The sequence below is a fragment of the Cellulomonas hominis genome (assembly GCF_901521055.1).
GTDB lineage: Bacteria > Actinomycetota > Actinomycetes > Actinomycetales > Cellulomonadaceae > Cellulomonas > Cellulomonas endometrii.
Genome location: NZ_CABEGA010000002.1, coordinates 63,621 through 79,491, shown reverse-complemented (window position 1 = coordinate 79,491; position 15,871 = coordinate 63,621). Strand labels below are relative to the sequence as shown.

Annotated in this window: 13 protein-coding genes and 1 pseudogene; 1 reads left to right on the top strand and 13 read right to left on the bottom strand. The window is 75.9% G+C overall.

Features of this window, described 5'->3' with window-relative positions; translation table 11 throughout:
* A pseudogene (locus KJP73_RS19145) lies at window positions 1-114 on the top strand (signal peptidase II); the annotation flags it as partial.
* 181 nt (window positions 115-295) lie between these two features.
* Here the strand turns inward: KJP73_RS19145 and KJP73_RS01290 are convergent.
* The 13 genes from KJP73_RS01290 to KJP73_RS01230 all read right to left on the bottom strand — a co-directional run bounded on the left by KJP73_RS01290 (window position 296) and on the right by KJP73_RS01230 (window position 15,820).
* The gene (locus KJP73_RS01290) at window positions 296-754 is read right to left on the bottom strand and encodes a TraR/DksA family transcriptional regulator (RefSeq protein WP_213280940.1); all 459 of its coding nucleotides are present in this window, start codon (window positions 752-754) and stop codon (window positions 296-298) included.
* A 135-nt stretch (window positions 755-889) separates the two neighbouring features.
* Window positions 890-1,558, bottom strand: coding sequence for a DivIVA domain-containing protein (locus tag KJP73_RS01285; protein WP_213280939.1), 669 nt, complete (start codon window positions 1,556-1,558; stop codon window positions 890-892).
* Window positions 1,559-1,715: 157 nt separating this feature from the next.
* Window positions 1,716-2,006: a YggT family protein gene (locus tag KJP73_RS01280; RefSeq protein ID WP_213280938.1), complete on the bottom strand. Its 291-nt coding sequence runs from the start codon at window positions 2,004-2,006 to the stop codon at window positions 1,716-1,718.
* A 24-nt stretch (window positions 2,007-2,030) separates the two neighbouring features.
* Window positions 2,031-2,510 carry a cell division protein SepF gene (locus tag KJP73_RS01275; RefSeq protein ID WP_213280937.1) on the bottom strand — a complete coding sequence of 160 codons (480 nt, stop codon included), beginning with the start codon at window positions 2,508-2,510 and terminating at the stop codon, window positions 2,031-2,033.
* Between the two features lie 101 nt (window positions 2,511-2,611).
* Window positions 2,612-3,364, bottom strand: a complete 753-nt coding sequence (gene pgeF, locus KJP73_RS01270; protein WP_249668992.1) for a peptidoglycan editing factor PgeF — start codon at window positions 3,362-3,364, stop codon at window positions 2,612-2,614.
* Window positions 3,365-3,369: 5 nt separating this feature from the next.
* Window positions 3,370-4,605: a cell division protein FtsZ gene (gene ftsZ, locus KJP73_RS01265; RefSeq protein ID WP_213280936.1), complete on the bottom strand. Its 1,236-nt coding sequence runs from the start codon at window positions 4,603-4,605 to the stop codon at window positions 3,370-3,372.
* 139 nt (window positions 4,606-4,744) lie between these two features.
* The gene (locus KJP73_RS01260; RefSeq protein WP_249668991.1) at window positions 4,745-5,563 is read right to left on the bottom strand and encodes a cell division protein FtsQ/DivIB; all 819 of its coding nucleotides are present in this window, start codon (window positions 5,561-5,563) and stop codon (window positions 4,745-4,747) included.
* 284 nt (window positions 5,564-5,847) lie between these two features.
* Window positions 5,848-8,844: a UDP-N-acetylmuramate--L-alanine ligase gene (gene murC / locus KJP73_RS19595; RefSeq protein ID WP_349628261.1), complete on the bottom strand. Its 2,997-nt coding sequence runs from the start codon at window positions 8,842-8,844 to the stop codon at window positions 5,848-5,850.
* A gap of 77 nt (window positions 8,845-8,921) precedes the next feature.
* Window positions 8,922-10,157 (bottom strand): putative lipid II flippase FtsW, encoded by a 1,236-nt coding sequence (gene ftsW, locus KJP73_RS01250; RefSeq protein WP_213280934.1) that lies wholly within the window; start codon window positions 10,155-10,157, stop codon window positions 8,922-8,924.
* Between the two features lie 11 nt (window positions 10,158-10,168).
* A complete protein-coding gene (murD, locus tag KJP73_RS01245) occupies window positions 10,169-11,626 on the bottom strand; it encodes a UDP-N-acetylmuramoyl-L-alanine--D-glutamate ligase (protein ID WP_213280933.1) in 1,458 nt (485 codons plus the stop codon).
* Between the two features lie 2 nt (window positions 11,627-11,628).
* On the bottom strand, window positions 11,629-12,705 hold the full coding sequence (gene mraY, locus KJP73_RS01240; RefSeq protein WP_213280932.1) for a phospho-N-acetylmuramoyl-pentapeptide-transferase: 1,077 nt from the start codon (window positions 12,703-12,705) through the stop codon (window positions 11,629-11,631).
* Window positions 12,702-14,198 carry a UDP-N-acetylmuramoyl-tripeptide--D-alanyl-D-alanine ligase gene (locus KJP73_RS01235; RefSeq protein ID WP_213280931.1) on the bottom strand — a complete coding sequence of 499 codons (1,497 nt, stop codon included), beginning with the start codon at window positions 14,196-14,198 and terminating at the stop codon, window positions 12,702-12,704. The genes mraY and KJP73_RS01235 overlap by 4 nt, the downstream gene beginning before the upstream one ends.
* Complete coding sequence (locus KJP73_RS01230; RefSeq protein WP_213280930.1) at window positions 14,195-15,820, bottom strand: UDP-N-acetylmuramoyl-L-alanyl-D-glutamate--2,6-diaminopimelate ligase; 1,626 nt, start codon at window positions 15,818-15,820, stop codon at window positions 14,195-14,197. Before KJP73_RS01230 ends, KJP73_RS01235 begins: the two co-directional genes overlap by 4 nt.
* Window positions 15,821-15,871 lie beyond the last annotated feature (51 nt).

Below are 15,871 nucleotides of genomic sequence, written 5' to 3'. Positions count from 1 at the left end.
TCGCGGCGGCTGGGGGCCCGCGGCTGGACCGTCGCGCTCGGGCTGCTGCTCGGCGGCGCGCTCGGCAACCTCACCGACCGGATGATCCGCGAGCCCGGGGTCGCCCGCGGGCACGGTGGCGGGCTCGGACGCGGGACGCACGGCGCCGGGGCGCGTGCCGTCGGGCTCGGGGCCGGAGGTGGCGGACATCGCGCAGGAGTCTACGGGCGCGCCAGGCTCCCGGGACGCAGGACCGCCCCGCGACGCACGACGGCCCCCGGGGTCACCGGGGGCCGTCGGGTGGTGCGGGGCGACGTCAGCGACGCTCCTCGCGCTGCTTGCAGGACACGCACAGCGTGGCGCGCGGGAACGCCTGCACCCGCGCCTTGCCGATCGCCTCGCCGCAGGAGTCGCAGCGGCCGAACGTGCCGGCGTCGATGCGCGCCAGGGCGCGGGTGGTCTGCTCGAGCATGTCCCGGGTGTTGTTCACCAGCGTGAGCTCGTGCTCGCGCTCCAGGGCGCTGGACCCCGAGTCGGCCTGGTCGTCGCCCGCGCCGTCGCCGGAGTTGCGCAGCAGCTCGGACAGGCCCTGGTCGGCCGCGGCGAGCTCCGCGGTCAGCCGGTCGACCTCCGCGACGAGCTCGGCGGCGATCTCCTGGACCTCCTGCTCGGTCCAGGGGTCCTCCCCCGCGCGGACCGGGAACCGGGTGGCCGCGTCCGTCAGGTCGGGGAGCGCGCGGGGGGCGGGCGCACTGAGCGAGTCGTTGATGGCCACGTGGGTCCTTCTTTCCTCAGATGAGTCCGCAGAGACTATGCGCCCAGCACCTGGACGCACAACACACCACGCCCGAACGAGCGGGCGTGGTGTGTCGTGGGTGACGAGCGGCGGCTCAGCCGGGCGTGCTCTGCGTCAGATGCGGTCGCCGGACGGCGTCGCACCCTGGGCGCCGCGCTGCGGGAGCGCGCTCGCCCGGTTGTCGAGGTCACCGAGCAGGTTCTCGAGGTAGCTCTTGAGGCGCGTGCGGTAGTCCCGCTCGAACACCCGGAGCTCGTCGATCTTCCGCTCCAGCACGGAGCGCTCCTGCTCCAGCTCGCTGAGCGTGCGGGCGGAGGTCTCCTCCGCCTCGCGGACGATGCGCTGGGCCTGGCCCTTCGCCTCGTTGACGATGCGGTCGCCCTCCTCCTGGCCGCTGCGCACGTAGTCGTCGTGCAGCTTCTGGGCCAGGGCGAGCATGCCGGTCGCCGACTCGGGCTCGCTCTGCCGCTGCTGCGGCGCGACGGGCGCGGAGACGACGGGGGCCGGGGCGGGAGCGGCGGCCACGACGGGCGCGGGCTTCTCCACGACCGGCTCGGGCTTCGGGGCGGGCGCCGCCTGGGCACCCTGCCGGCTCAGCTCCGCGATGCGGCGCTCCGCCGCGGCGAGCTTCGCCTTGAGGTCCTCGTTCTCGTTCTGGGTCTCCCGGAGGGTGTTCACGACCTCGTCGAGGAAGTCGTCGACCTCGTCCTGGTCGTACCCCTCGCGGAACTTGGTCGCCTGGAACTTCTTGTTCAGGACGTCGTCTGCTGTCAGCAGGGCCATCGTCGTCACCTCTTCGGTCGTACTGGGTCGAGCCGGTGGTAGTCCGCCGACCACCTCGGGCCACCGTAGCGGACATTGTGGGACTTGCACGCGACCCGCCACGCGGGGCCCGTCGTCTGATCGGCCCGGGGGCCGGTGCGCTGCGCCGTCGTGCCGGTCATGCGGCCAGCCAGCCGAGCAGCCTGAGCAGGAACCAGCAGCCGAGCATCAGCACCAGGAACGCCAGGTCGAGGCGCACCGAGCCGAGCGACAGCGGCGGGAGCACGCGGCGCAGGGCGCGCAGCGGCGGGTCGGTGACCGAGTAGGTCACCTCCGCCACCACGAGAGCGGCGCCGCGGGGACGCCACTCACGAGCGAAGTACTGCACCCAGTCCAGGACCAGGCGCACGAACAGGACGAGGATGAAGGCCAGGACGACGAGCTGCAGCAGGCCGAGGACGAAGGTCACGCGTCCCAGTCTCCCCTGTCCCGGTCAGCTCTGGTTGAAGAAGCCGGCACGGGAGGCCTCCGCGGGCCGCCCGTCGCCGGTGATCTCCACCGAGGACGGCGAGAGCAGGAACACCTTGTTGGTGACCCGCTCGATCGCCCCGTGCAGGCCGAAGATCAGGCCCGCCGCGAAGTCGACCAGGCGCTTCGCGTCGGAGTCGTCCATGTCGGAGAGGTTCATGATCACCGGGGTGTTCTCACGGAACGCCTCGCCGATCTTGCGCGCGTCGTTGTACGAGCGGGGGTGGATCGTGGTGATCCGCCGCACCTCGCCGTCGTGGCGCGGCGCGGGGGCCACGGGCCGCTCGACCGGCATCGCCGTCCTGTGCAGCGGCGTGACCTCGGCCTCGTAGTCCTGTCCCACCGTCGCCTCCGGCTCGTCGTACTCGTCGACGTACTGGTCGTGCTCGCCACGGTCGTCGGCAAGCCCGAGGTACAGCATGGTCTTGCGCAGCGCTCCGGCCATCGCGGTTGCTCCATCCCCGAAAAAATGATGTGTCCTGCGTCGTCACGCTAGCAACGCGCCCGGGTGCGGCCCGGTTGCGACACGCGGTGTGTCGGCGCGGGTCATCCACCGGTCAGGGCCACGACTCCCGCGGACCGGCCGGTCGTGGTGCCGGCCCGCTGCGCGCGGCGGTGCGAGAAGAACCGCTCGTCGGTGTCCGTGCACCACCCGGTGAGCAGCACGTCCGCGACGCCCGCCCGGCGCAGCACCGCGGCGACGCCCGCCGGCAGGTCCAGGCCGGGGGTCCCCCGGTCGGTGCGGCACGCCGTCTCCGGGACCACGGCCGCGACCTCCCGCTGCATCGCCTCGGGCACCTCGTACCGCGGACCGCTGATGGCGGGCCCGACGGCCGCGCGCACCCGGCGCGGGTCGGCACCCCGCGCGACCATCGCCGCGAGGGCCGCCTGGACGACGCCGGCCGCCAGACCGCGCCGGCCGGCGTGCGCCGCACCGACCACCCCGGCCTCGGCGTCGGCGAGCAGCACGGGGACGCAGTCCGCGACGAGGACCCCGACGCCGGTGCCGGGGTCGGCCGACACCAGCGCGTCCGCCTCGCCGACGGTGTCCCTCGCCGCGTCCCCGGGCCCGCCCACCACGTGCACGGCCGTGCCGTGCACCTGGCTCGCCCACGCGAGCGGCACGCCGGCCCACCCGGCCACCCGGGCGCGGTTGGCCCGGACGTGCTGCGGGTCGTCACCGACGTTCAGGCCGAGGTCGAGCGTGTCCCAGGGCGGGGCGCTGACCCCGCCGCGGCGGGTGGTGAAGCCGGCGCGCACGCCCGGGCCGAGGTCGACCTCGAGCACCGGGAGCGGCACGGCGACTACTTGAGGAAGTCCGGCACGTCGAGGTCGTCGTCCTTGCGGCGCGCGACCTCCTCCTCGAAGATCCGCGGGACCTCGAGCTGGCTGGTGCTCGCCTGGTCCGGCGTGAGGAACGCGGGGACGTCCGACGGGCGGTCGTCGTCCGGCCCGACGGGACGCGGCGGGACAGCGGCGTGCGCGGCGGTCGTGGTGGGCACCGCGGCCGACGGCGGGATCGCCGCCGGGCGGCCGGCCCCCGCCCCGGCGGCCACCTGGCCCAGCCCGCGCGCGTCGCGCCGGACCGTCGGGGCGCCGCTGTCGAAGCCGGCGGCGATGACCGTCACGCGCACCTCGTCGCCCAGGGCGTCGTCGATGACCGCACCGAAGATGATGTTGGCCTCCGGGTGCGCGGCCTCCTGGACGAGGCGCGCGGCCTCGTTGATCTCGAACAGCCCGAGGTCGGAGCCACCCTGGATGGACAGCAGCACGCCGTGGGCGCCGTCGATGCTGGCCTCGAGCAGCGGCGAGGAGATCGCCAGCTCCGCGGCCTGCACCGCGCGGTCCTCGCCGCGCGCCGAGCCGATGCCCATGAGCGCCGAGCCCGCGCCCTGCATCACGGACTTCACGTCCGCGAAGTCGAGGTTGATCAGGCCCGGCGTGGTGATGAGGTCCGTGATGCCCTGGACACCGGAGAGCAGCACCTGGTCGGCGGACCGGAAGGCGTCGAGCACGGAGACCGAGCGGTCGGAGATCGACAGCAGGCGGTCGTTCGGGATGACGATGAGGGTGTCGACCTCGGCACGGAGCGCCTCGATGCCGGAGTCCGCCTGCACGGTGCGGCGGCGGCCCTCGAAGGTGAACGGGCGCGTGACGACGCCGATCGTGAGCGCGCCGAGGGAGCGCGCGATCCGGGCCACGACGGGCGCGCCGCCGGTGCCGGTGCCGCCGCCCTCGCCCGCGGTGACGAAGACCATGTCGGCGCCGCGCAGGACGTCCTCGATCTCCTCCGCGTGGTCCTCGGCGGCCTTCTTGCCGACCTCGGGGTCGGCGCCGGCGCCGAGCCCGCGGGTGAGCTCTCGGCCGACGTCGAGCTTGACGTCGGCGTCGGACATGAGCAGGGCCTGGGCGTCGGTGTTGATGGCGATGAACTCGACACCCTTGAGGCCGACCTCGATCATCCGGTTGACGGCGTTGACGCCGCCGCCGCCGATGCCGACGACCTTGATGACCGCCAGGTAGTTCTGCGGAGCTGCCACGGTGGGTGCCTCTCGTTGCGATGTCGACGAACCTTCACCCTCAACTAGAGGGTTATAGTTATGTCAGTTCTGTCTAGACGTGACGGTATGTGCCGCGACCGAGCCGTTCAACGACCGGCGCGCGCGTGTCGGGACCAGATCACCCGACGACCGGCATCGTCGGCGCCGACACGTCGTACCGCGCCGCGCCCGCCGTGTCCGGTGCCGTGCGCAGGGCCTGCAGGACCGCCGCCTTGAGCGCCGGGTCCTGGGCGCTCCCCCACTCGACGGTCGCCCCGTCGCGCAGCACCAGGCGCACCGTGTCCTGGGTCCCGGCGGAGACCTGGCCGATGTCGACCAGCAGCGCCTCGGGCAGCGACTCGAGCACCCCGAGCGTCGCCGCGAGGATGCGGGCCTCCCCGACCGGCACCTCGACGACGGGCAGACCCTCGGGCGGGGTGTCGGCGCGCCCGACCTTGACGCCCTCCTCGTCGACCAGGGCGTAGCCCCCGTCCTCCGCCGCCTCGTCCCCCTCGGCGGCCGCCACGACGTCGGCGGCCTCCGGGACCGCGGCGACGGGCTCCCGGGACACGAGCGCCACCGACAGGCCGTGCGGCCAGTCGCGGGTGACCTGCGCGTCCCGGACACCCGGGACGTCGAGCAGGGCCGAGCGCAGCGCGGCGGTGTCGAGCCGCGGCAGCGGGGTGCCCGCCTCGGTGTCGACCACTGCGTGCACCTGGTCCACCGCGACCACCGTGCCCGCGCCGGAGACCCGGATCTGCTCCGCGTCGAGCGCGAGCACCGGGGACAGCAGGAGCAGCCACGCCAGCGCGCCGACCGCCGCCACGGACCCCGCGGCGATGAGGATCTGGCGCCACGCCAGCCGGCGGCGGGCACGCGCGCGCTCGGCGAACCGCGCGGCCGACCCCTGGCTCACGACGGGCGGCCGCACCGGGAACGCGCCGGTGCGGGGAGCCACGGCCGAGCCCGAGGTGCGGCGGCCGGTCGCGGGCTGCCCGGCCGTCCGGGGCGCGCGCGGCGCCGGGCCGCCGGAAGACGCGGGAGCCGTCGACGCGGGGACCGAGGCGGTCGGGGCCGTCGGGTGCGCGGTCGTCGACCGCCCCGTCCCCGGCTGCGCCGGCCTCGGCTGCCCCGTGCCGGGCTGCCCCGCCTCGGGCTGCCCCGCGGTCCCGCCCGCCGCCGACCCCGGGCGCGCACGCGGCGGCGCGGGGCGGGGCGCGGGGGGACGCGGGCGCTGCGGGGTCACGCCTGCTCCACTCCGGGCGTGGCGTCGAGCGCGTCGGCCGCGGCGTCGGGCGCGCCGGACGTCGCGTCGAGCGCAGCCAGGACCACCGCGCCGAGCTCGGTGACGTCCCCGGCGCCGACGGTCAGGACGAGGTCGCCCGGCGCCGCCGCTGCCGCGACCGCGCGGGCCGCCTCGTGCCGGTCGGCGACGAAGCTCGCGCGCCCCGGGGTGGGGACCTGCCGGACGATCGTGTCGCCCGAGACCTCCGGGTCGGGGTCCTCGCGTGCCGCGTAGACGTCGGTGACCACCACGGTGTCCGCGAGGTCGAGCGCGGCGCCGAACGCGGCGGCGAACGTGCGGGTGCGCGAGTACAGGTGCGGCTGGAACAGCACGTGCACCCGGCCGTCACCGACCACGCCGCGGGCCGTGCGGAGCAGGGCGGCGACCTCCGTGGGGTGGTGCGCGTAGTCGTCGACGACGCGCACGCCGGCGACGGTGCCGCGGTCCTCGAACCGGCGGCCGGTGCCGCGGAACTCGCCCAGCCCGCGCACGACGGCGTCCGGGTCGGCGCCGACGGCCCACGCCGCGAGGTACGCGGCCGCGGCGTTCGCGGCGTTGTGCTCGCCGGGCACGGCCAGCGTCAGGTCCGCGCCGGGCACCTCGGCGGAGCGCGAGGTGAGCGTGACGTGCCAGGCGCCGCCCTCGCGCCGCACCGGGCCGAGCACCAGGTCGGGCCCGTGCTCGTCGGTGCCGATGGCGGCGTCGGTGCCGTAGGTCAGGATGCGGACGCCGCGCCGGGTCAGCCGGTCCCGGACGGCGGCGACCAGCCGCGCGGCGCCGGGGTCGTCGAGGCACGCCACGAGCGCGCCGCCGTCGAGCACCCGGTCGGCGAACGCCTCGAACGCCGCCTCGAACGCCTCGGCGGACCCGTAGTGGTCCAGGTGGTCGGGCTCGACGTTCGTGACGACGGCCACCGCGGGCGCGTACGCCAGGAACGAGCCGTCGGACTCGTCGGCCTCCGCGACGAAGGCCTCGCCCGCGCCCGCCCGGTACCCGGGGGTCGCGCCGTCGGCCGTCAGCACGGTGCCGCCGATCGCGTAGGACGGGTCGAGGACGACGTCCTCGCGCCCCGCCGCCGTCAGCGCCGCGGCGACCATCGTGGAGGTCGTGGTCTTGCCGTGCGCCCCGGCGACCGCGATGCCGATGCGCCCGGTCATCAGGGTGGCGAGCGCCTCGGACCGGTGCAGGACCGGCAGGCCGCGCTCCCGGGCGCGCGCGAGCTCGGGGTTGGACTCCCGGATCGCGCTGGACAGGACCACGGAGTCGACGTCCTCGACGTGCGCGGCGTCGTGACCGACGTGCACGGTGACACCCGCCGCGCGCAGGCCCGCCAGCGCCGGGCCCTCCTTCGCGTCCGAGCCGGACACGGTCAGCCCGCGGGCGGCGAGCAGCCCGGCCACGGCCGACATGCCGGCGCCGCCGACGCCCACGAGGTGCACCCGGCCGAGCTCGGCGAGACCCGCGGGTAGCGGGGTCGCGGGGTCGGAGGGCGCGGTGTCGGCGGACGCGGGGTCGGAGGGCGCAGGGCCGGAGGGCGCGAGGTCGGGGGTCGCCACGTCGGGCGTCGCCTCGCCGTCGAGGGCGGCCTCCGCGGCCGCCCGCTCGACGTCGGCCCGGTCGGCAGCCGCCCGCTCGGCAGCCGCCCGCTCGGCCTCGGCCGCCTCAGCCGCCAGCCGCTCCGCCGCCAGCCGCTCGGCCGCCAGCCGCTCCGCCTCCTGGCGCTCCGCCTCCAGCCGCTCGGCCTCCGCGAGCCGCCGCGCCGCGTCCGCGAGCACGTCCTCGACGAGGTCCGCCACCCGTGCGGCGGCGTCGGGCACGCCGACCCGCGCGGCCGCGGCACCCATGTCCTGCCGGGTCGCGGCGGCGTCGGGGGCGAGCAGCGGCAGCAGGTGCTGCGCGATCCACTCCCCCGTCAGCGCCTCGTCGGCGACGAGCAGGCCGCCGCCCTCGGCGACCACGGGCTGCGCGTTGAGCCGCTGCTCGCCGTTCCCGACGGGCAGCGGGACGTAGACGGCGGGGATGCCCAGGGCGGCGAGCTCGGCGACGGTGCCCGCGCCGGAGCGGCACAGCACGACGTCGGCGACGGCGAGCGCCTGCTCCATCTCCGCCAGGTACTCGCGGACGTGGTACCGCTCCGCCCCGGGGACCCCCCGGACCGCGGCGCGCACGGCCTCGGCCTTGCCGGTGCCGGTCAGGTGCAGCACCTCGGCACCGGTGGCCAGGACCTCGCGCGCCTGCGAGGCGATCGCGCGGTTGACCGAGACGGCGCCGAGCGAGCCACCCGTCACCAGGAGCGTCACCCGGTCGGGGTCGAAGCCGAGCTCGGCGGCGGCGCGACGGCGCGCGGTGCCCGGGTCGGCGGCCCGCTCGGCGAGCAGGTCGACGATCTCGGGACGCAGCGGGAGCCCCGTGACCTGCGCCCGCGGCAGGCGCGTGCCCGGGAAGGTGACGGCCACGGCGGCCGCACCGCGCGCGCCGAGCCGGTTCGCGAGCCCGGGCCGGGCGTTCTGCTCGTGCACGACGACCGGGATGCCGCGCGACCGCGCCGCGAGGTACGCGGGGGTCGAGACGTAGCCGCCGAAGCCGACGACCGCCTGGGCGCCGAGGTCGTCGATCGCCGCGCCGGCGGCGTCGATCGCGGTCCGCAGCAGGCGCGGCAGCTTGAACCAGTCGGGCGTGGGCCGCCGCGGCAGCGGCACCTTCGGCACCTCGTACATGTCGAGGCCGCGCTCGGGCACGAGCCGGGACTCGAGGCCCTCCGCGGTGCCGAGCACCGCGAGCCGAAGCTCGGGGTCCCGCGCGCGCAGCTCCTCGGCGACGGCGAGCAGCGGGTTCACGTGCCCGGCCGTCCCGCCGCCGGCCAGCAGCACCGCGCGGGGCCGGGCCGCGTCGTCCGCCGGGCCCTCCGCCGAGCCCTCCGCCGGGATGTCCTGCGGGGCGTCGGGTGCGGTCACGTGGTCCTCCGGTTCAGGCGCGGTGGCGCCGGTGGTGCGGGCGGTGCGGTGCGGGCGGGTCGTGGGGGGTCCGGCGGTCAGGCACGGGTCCGGCCGATCACCGCGAGGGAGCGCCGCACCACGCTGGGCCGCGCGGCGAGCGCCTCCGCGGCGCCGGGTTCGGTGCGCGCGAACGAGATCACGACCCCGAGCGCGACCAACGTCGTGATCAGCGCCGAGCCGCCCGCCGAGACGAGCGGCAGGGGGACGCCGATCACCGGCAGCAGCCCGACGACGACGCCCATGTTCACCAGCGCCTGCCCGATGATCCAGGCAGCGACGCCGCCGGTGACGATCTGCGCGAACGGGTCGCGGTGCCGGGCGATGATGCGGAACATCGCGAACGCCAGCACCCCGAACAGCGCGAGCACGAGCAGCGTGCCGATCAGGCCGAGCTCCTCGCCGATGATCGCGTAGATGAAGTCGTTGTGCGCCTCGGGCAGGTAGGACCACTTCTCGCGGCTCTGGCCGAGGCCGAGGCCCGCCCAGCCGCCGGTGGCCAGCGCTTGGAGGCCGTGCTTCGTCTGGTAGCAGCCGGCCGTCGGGTCGCAGTTGCCGCTGAACCAGTCGGTGATCCGGCTGATGCGGTTGCGGCTGCCGATCGCGAGCACGGCGACGGCCAGCCCCGCGGCGACCGACGCGCCCGCGAAGATCCGCATCGGCACCCCGGCGACGAACAGCGCCCCCGCCACGAGGACCAGCATGATGATCGCGGTGCCGAGGTCGTGCCCGAGCAGCACCATGCCGACGGCGCCCGCGGCGATCGGCAGGGCCGGGACCGCCGCGTGCTTCCAGTCGTCGAACATCGGCTGCTTGCGCGCGAGCACCGCGCCGAGCCACACGACCAGCGCGAGCTTGAGCGCCTCCGACGGCTGCCCCGAGAACCCGCCGATGGCGATCCAGCCCTGGTTGCCGCCCTTGCCCCGGCCCAGCGGGGTGTAGACGAGCAGCTGCGCGAGCAGGCCGACGGCGAGCAGCGGCCACGCGAGGCGCTGGTACGCGCGCACCGGCAGGCGGGAGGCGACCCACATGAGCGGCAGCCCGATGACGGCGTACTGCGCCTGGCTGAAGAACACCGAGTACGGGGAGTCGCCGCTCGCCAGGGCCTCGACGGACGACGACGACAGCACCATGACCAGCCCGAGCACGAGCAGCAGCAGGGTGGCGCCGACCAGCAGGTAGTAGCTGGTCACGGCGCTGTTCCACTGCCCGAGCCGCGACGGCGTCGGGGTGGCCGCGGCGTCGGGCGCCGGGGCGTGGGTCGTCTGGGCCATCGGGGCCGGGGTCACCCCCTCGGGAGCAGGGCGCGGACCTCGGCGGCGAACGCCTCTCCTCGCGCGGCGTACGAGGAGAACTGGTCCATCGAGGCGCACGCCGGCGCCAGCAGGACGGTGGTGCCGTCGCCGGCGCGCGAGTCCGCCAGGCGGCGGGCCTCGGTCACGGCGCGGGTCATCACCGTCCCAGTGTCACCGGGATCCACGCGCACGACGGGGACCTGAGGGGCGTGTCGGGCGAGCGCGTCGGCGAGCGGGGCGGCGTCCACCCCGATGAGCACGACGGCGTGCAGGCGGTCCGCGCGCGACGCGACGAGCTCGTCGAAGGTCGCGCCCTTGGCGAGGCCGCCGGCGATCCACACGACGCTGCCGGCCGCGAACGCGGCGAGCGCGGCGGCGGCGGCGTGGGCGTTCGTGGCCTTGGAGTCGTCGACCCAGCGGACGCCGTCGACCTCGGCGACGGTCGCGATCCGGTGCGCGCCGGGCTCGTAGGCGCGCAGCCCGTCACGCACGGCCTCGGGCGGCACGCCGTGCGCGAGCGCGAGACCGGCGGCCGCGAGGGCGTTCTGCACCACGTGCGGCGCGAGCCCGTCGGGGCCGGCCAGGTGGGCCAGGTCGTCGAACGTCGCGAGCTCCGCCGCGTGCGTGTGCCGGAGCGTCGCGAAGCCCCGGTCGACGAGCACCCGGTCGACCAGGCCGAGCTGCCCGACCGACGGCGCACCGAGGGTGAAGCCGACGGCGACGGCACCGTCGGCGACGTCGGCCTCGCGGACCAGGTGCTCGGTGGTGGGGTCGGCGGCGTTGTAGACGCAGGCGACCTCGACGCCCTCGTACACCCGGCCCTTGTCGGCGGCGTACGCCTCCAGGGAGCCGTGCCAGTCCAGGTGGTCCGCCGCGACGTTGAGCACCACGGCGGCCTGCGCGGCCATCGACGTGGTGTGGTGCAGCTGGAACGAGGACAGCTCGACCGCCAGCACGTCGAGCGCGGGGTCGGTGGCGGCGAGCACCACGGGCGTCCCGACGTTCCCGACCGCGGCGGTGCGCCGGCCGGCGGCCCGCAGCACCGAGGCCAGCATCTCGACGGTGGTGGTCTTGCCGTTGGTCCCGGTGACGGCCAGCCACGGCGCGGGCCCGTCCCCGGTGTCGCGGTCGACGCGGAGCCGCCACGCGAGCTCGACCTCGCTCCACACCGGCACCTCGGCGTCGCGCGCCGCGGCCAGCAGGGGGTGCGCGGGCGGCCAGCCCGGCGAGGCGACGACCACGTCGACGCCGTCGAGCCCGCCGCCGGCGAGGAACGCCGGGACGTCGCGCGCGTCGGCGTCGGCCGCGCGGTCGTCGACCGTGGTCACCGTCGCGCCGAGCCCGGCGAGCACGTCGCGGGCGGCGCGCCCGGAGACGCCCAGCCCGGCGACGACGACCCGCGCCGACGCGAGCCGGGCGCGCGTGAGCCCCGCGGGGTCCCCGGCCACGGTCAGCCTGCCACCCACTCGGCGTAGAAGATGCCCACGCCGAGCGAGACGAACAGCCCGGCGATCAGCCAGAACCGGATGACGATCGTGACCTCGCCCCACCCCGAGAGCTCGAAGTGGTGGTGCAGCGGTGCCATCTTGAACACCCGCCTGCCGGTCAGCTTGAAGAACCCGATCTGGATCACGTCCGACATCACGATGATGACGAACAGGCCGCCGATGATCGCCGCGAGCACCTCGGTCCGGGTGACGATCGACAGGCCGGCCAGCGCCCCGCCGAGCGCCAGCGACCCGGTGTCGCCCATGAAGATCTTGGCGGGGCTGGCGTTCCACCACAGGAACCCGAAGCACGCGCCGGTGATCGCGGCGGCGACCACGGCCATGTCGAGCGGGTCGCGGGTGTCGTAGCACCGCGCGCCCCCGGTGAGGGCGCACCGCTGGTTGAACTGCCACACGCAGACGATCACGTAGGACCCGAACACGATGAGCGAGGCGCCCGTCGCGAGCCCGTCCAGGCCGTCCGTCAGGTTCACGGCGTTCGACCACGCGGTGATGAGGAAGTTCGCCCAGACCACGAACAGGATCGCGCCGAGCGTCGCCCCGGCGAACGCCAGGTCCAGGTTGGTGTCCCGGATGAACGAGATGCTGGTGGACGCGGGCGTGCGCGCCGTCGCGTCGGGGAACTGCAGGGCCAGCACCGCGAACGTGATGCCGACGAAGCCCTGGCCGACGATCTTCCACCGCGCCGACAGCCCGAGGCTGCGCTGGCGGGAGATCTTGATGAAGTCGTCCAGGAACCCGACGACGCCGAGGCCGGTCATGAGGAACAGCACCAGCACGGCCGACGCGCTCGGCAGGTTCCCGGTGGCGACCGCGGCCACCGCCCAGCCGAGCAGCGTCGCGGCGATGATCACGACCCCGCCCATGGTCGGCGTGCCGCGCTTGGTGTAGTGCGCGGTCGGGCCGTCCTGGCGGATGAACTGGCCGTACTGCTTGCTGACCAGGAAGTTGATGAACAGCGGGGTGCCCAGCAGGGCGACGACCATGGCGACGCCGCCGGCGACGAGGACGGAGATCACGCGCGCACTCCCGTCCCGGACGTCAGCCGGTCGCCGAGCTGCCACAGCCCGGCGTCCTGCGAGGACTTCACCAGCACGACGTCCCCGGGGCGCAGCTCCTGCTCGAGCAGCTCGGCAGCGGCGTCCACGTCCGGCACCATGACGACCTCGTCGCCCCAGGACCCCTCGCGCACGGCACCCGCGGCGATGCCCTGGGCGCCCGTGCCGACGACGACCGTCAGGTCGATGTTGAGGCGCACGACCTGCAGGCCGATGGCCTCGTGCTCGGCGCGCGCGTCGGGGCCGAGCTCCATCATCTCGCCCAGCACGGCGATCGACCGGCGCTCGCGCCCGGACAGCACGGCCAGCGCGCGCAGCGCCGCCCGCATGGAGTCGGGGTTCGCGTTGTACGAGTCGTCGACCACGGTGACGCCGTCGGCGCGCTCGACCACGTGCATGCGGTGGGGGCTCAGCGCGTCGGCGGCGCTGAGCCCCTCCGCGACGTCCTCCAGCGGGATGCCGACGGCGAGCGCGGCGGCGGCGGCGGCCAGCGCGTTGTGCGCGTGGTGCTCGCCGACCAGGCGTAGGCGCACGGCGGCCCGGCGGCGCTCCCCCGCGGGGCCGTCCTCGACGGGCGGCACGGGCCCGGCGTCGAGCGTGAACGCCGCGCGTCCGGCGCGGTCCACGCTCAGGTCGACGGCGCGCACGTCGGCGGCGGACGTGGTGCCGAAGGTCGCGACCGGCCCGGGGGCCTTCTCCGCCATCGCGATCACCCGCGGGTCGTCGGCGTTCAGCACCGCGACGCCACCGGGGACCAGGCCCTCGACGATCTCGGCCTTCGCCCGCGCGACCGCCTCGATGCCGCCGAAGCCGCCGAGGTGCGCGTGCCCGACGACCAGCACCACCGCGACGTCCGGCGGGGCGATGTCCGTGAGGTACTGCAGGTGCCCGACGCCGGACGCGCCCATCTCGAGGACGAGGAACCGGGTCTGCTCGTCGGCGCGGAGCACCGTCAGCGGCAGGCCGATCTCGTTGTTGAAGGACTTCTCCGGCGCGACCGTCGGCCCCGCGGCCGCGCAGAGCTGCGCGAGCAGGTCCTTGGTCGTGGTCTTGCCGACCGACCCCGTCACGCCGATGACCCGCAGGTCGGTGCCGCCGGGCTCGACCGCGGCCTCCCGGAGCTGCGCGAGCACGGCGCGCGCCAGGTCGCCGAGCGCCTTCTCGACGTCGTCCACCACGACCGCGGGCAGCGGGACGGGCCCGCCGTCGTCCGGCCCGTCGTGGGTGATCGGCCGCGCGGCGAGCACCAGGCCCGCGCCCGCACGCACCGCGGCGCCGGCGTAGTCGTGGCCGTCCACGTGCTCGCCGGGCAGCGCCACGAACAGGGAGCCGGGCTGGACCTGCCGGGAGTCGACGACCACCGGCCCGGTCACCACCGTCGCGGGGTCCAGGTCCTCCGGGGACAGCCGGCCACCCGTCGCGGCCGCCACCTGCGCCGCCGTCATCGCGATCACGCGTGCTGCTCCTGCGCCTGCCGCCCCTCGCGCGCCGTCAGGGCGGCGTCGGCCGCCCGCAGCACGTCGCGGTCGTTGTACCGGTGGAAGACCCCGGCGATCTCCTGGGTCGGCTCGTGGCCCTTGCCGGTGATGATGATGGTGTCCAGCTCCGTCGCGAGGTCGAGGGCGTCGTGGATGGCCTGCGTGCGGCTGGTGGCCTCGTGCACGTCGGCGAGGTCGGGGCGCTCGTCGCGGACCCCGGAGAGGATGGCCGCCCGGATGGACGCGGGGTCCTCCGAGCGGGGGTTCTCGTCGGTGACGACGAGCACGTCGGCGAGGCGCGCGGCGATCCGGCCCATGATCGGGCGCTTGCCCTGGTCACGGTCGCCGTCGGAGCCGAACACGAGGACCAGCCGGCCGGGCGTGATCGGGCGCACCGCCTCGAGGGCGAGGACGAGCGCGTCCGGCGTGTGGGCGTAGTCGACCAGGCACAGCGGGCGGGCCGACGGGCCCCCGCGGCGCTCGATGACGCGCTCCATCCGGCCCGGCACGCCCTGGGAGCTGCCGACCGCGTCGATCGCGACGTCCAAGTCGACCCCGGCGCGGTGCGCGAGCACGACGGCCAGCGCGGCGTTGGACACGTTCACCAGCCCGGGCAGCGGGCTCGCCGCCGCGTGCTCGACGCCGTCCGGCCCGCGCAGCGTGAAGGTCGACCCCACGCCGTCCAGCCCGATCTCGGCGTCGACGACCGCCCAGTCGGCGGTCTGCGCCTCGGGCGTGCCGACGTGCGTGGCGACGGTCTCGACGGGGATCTCCGCCTCGGCGGCGAGCCGACGGCCCCACTCGTCGTCGACCACGACCACGCCGCGGCGGGCGTGCCCGGGGCGGAACAGCTGGGCCTTCGCCTGGAAGTAGCCCTCCATGTCCCCGTGGAAGTCGAGGTGGTCGCGCTGCAGGTTGGTGAAGCCGGCGACGCCGAGCTCCAGGCCGTTCATCCGGCCGAGCGCGAGCGCGTGCGACGACACCTCCATCGCGGCGGCGGTCGCACCGCGCTCCCGCCCGAGCGCCAGCACCGACTGCACGACCGGGGCCTCGACGGTGGTGCGCGGGCTCTCGATCGCCTCGTCGCCGATCCGGAGCTCGACCGTGCCCATGACCACCGTGCGCTCGTGCGCCCGGCGCAGGGCCGAGTCGACGAAGTAGGTGGTGGTGGTCTTGCCGTTGGTCCCGGTGATCCCGACCGTGGCGAGGCGACGGCCCGGGTGCTCGTGCAGCCACGCGGCCAGCGGTCCGGCCACGGCCCGGGGGTCGTCGGTCACGAGGACGGGCAGCGCGCGCAGCGCCGGCTGGTCCGCCGCGAGGTCCGCGAGCAGCCCGGCACCGGCGGCGTCCGTGACGACCGCCACGGCTCCCGCGCCGACCGCCTGCGGCGTGTGGGCGGCGCCGTGGGTGTGCGCGCCGGGCACCGCGACGAAGACGTCGCCGGGGAGCACGTCCCCGCTGGCGACGGTGATGCCCGAGGTCACGAGGTCCGACGGCACCGGCGCGCCGGCCCGGAGGAGCCCGAAGGCGTCGGCGAGGTCGGCGACCCGGCGGCTTCGGGGCTGCTCCGGCCGCAGCCGGCCCTGCGGGGACGTCATAGGGAGAATCTACCGCGCAGGTCGGTGACCCCCGCGACCGCAACGGTGTGA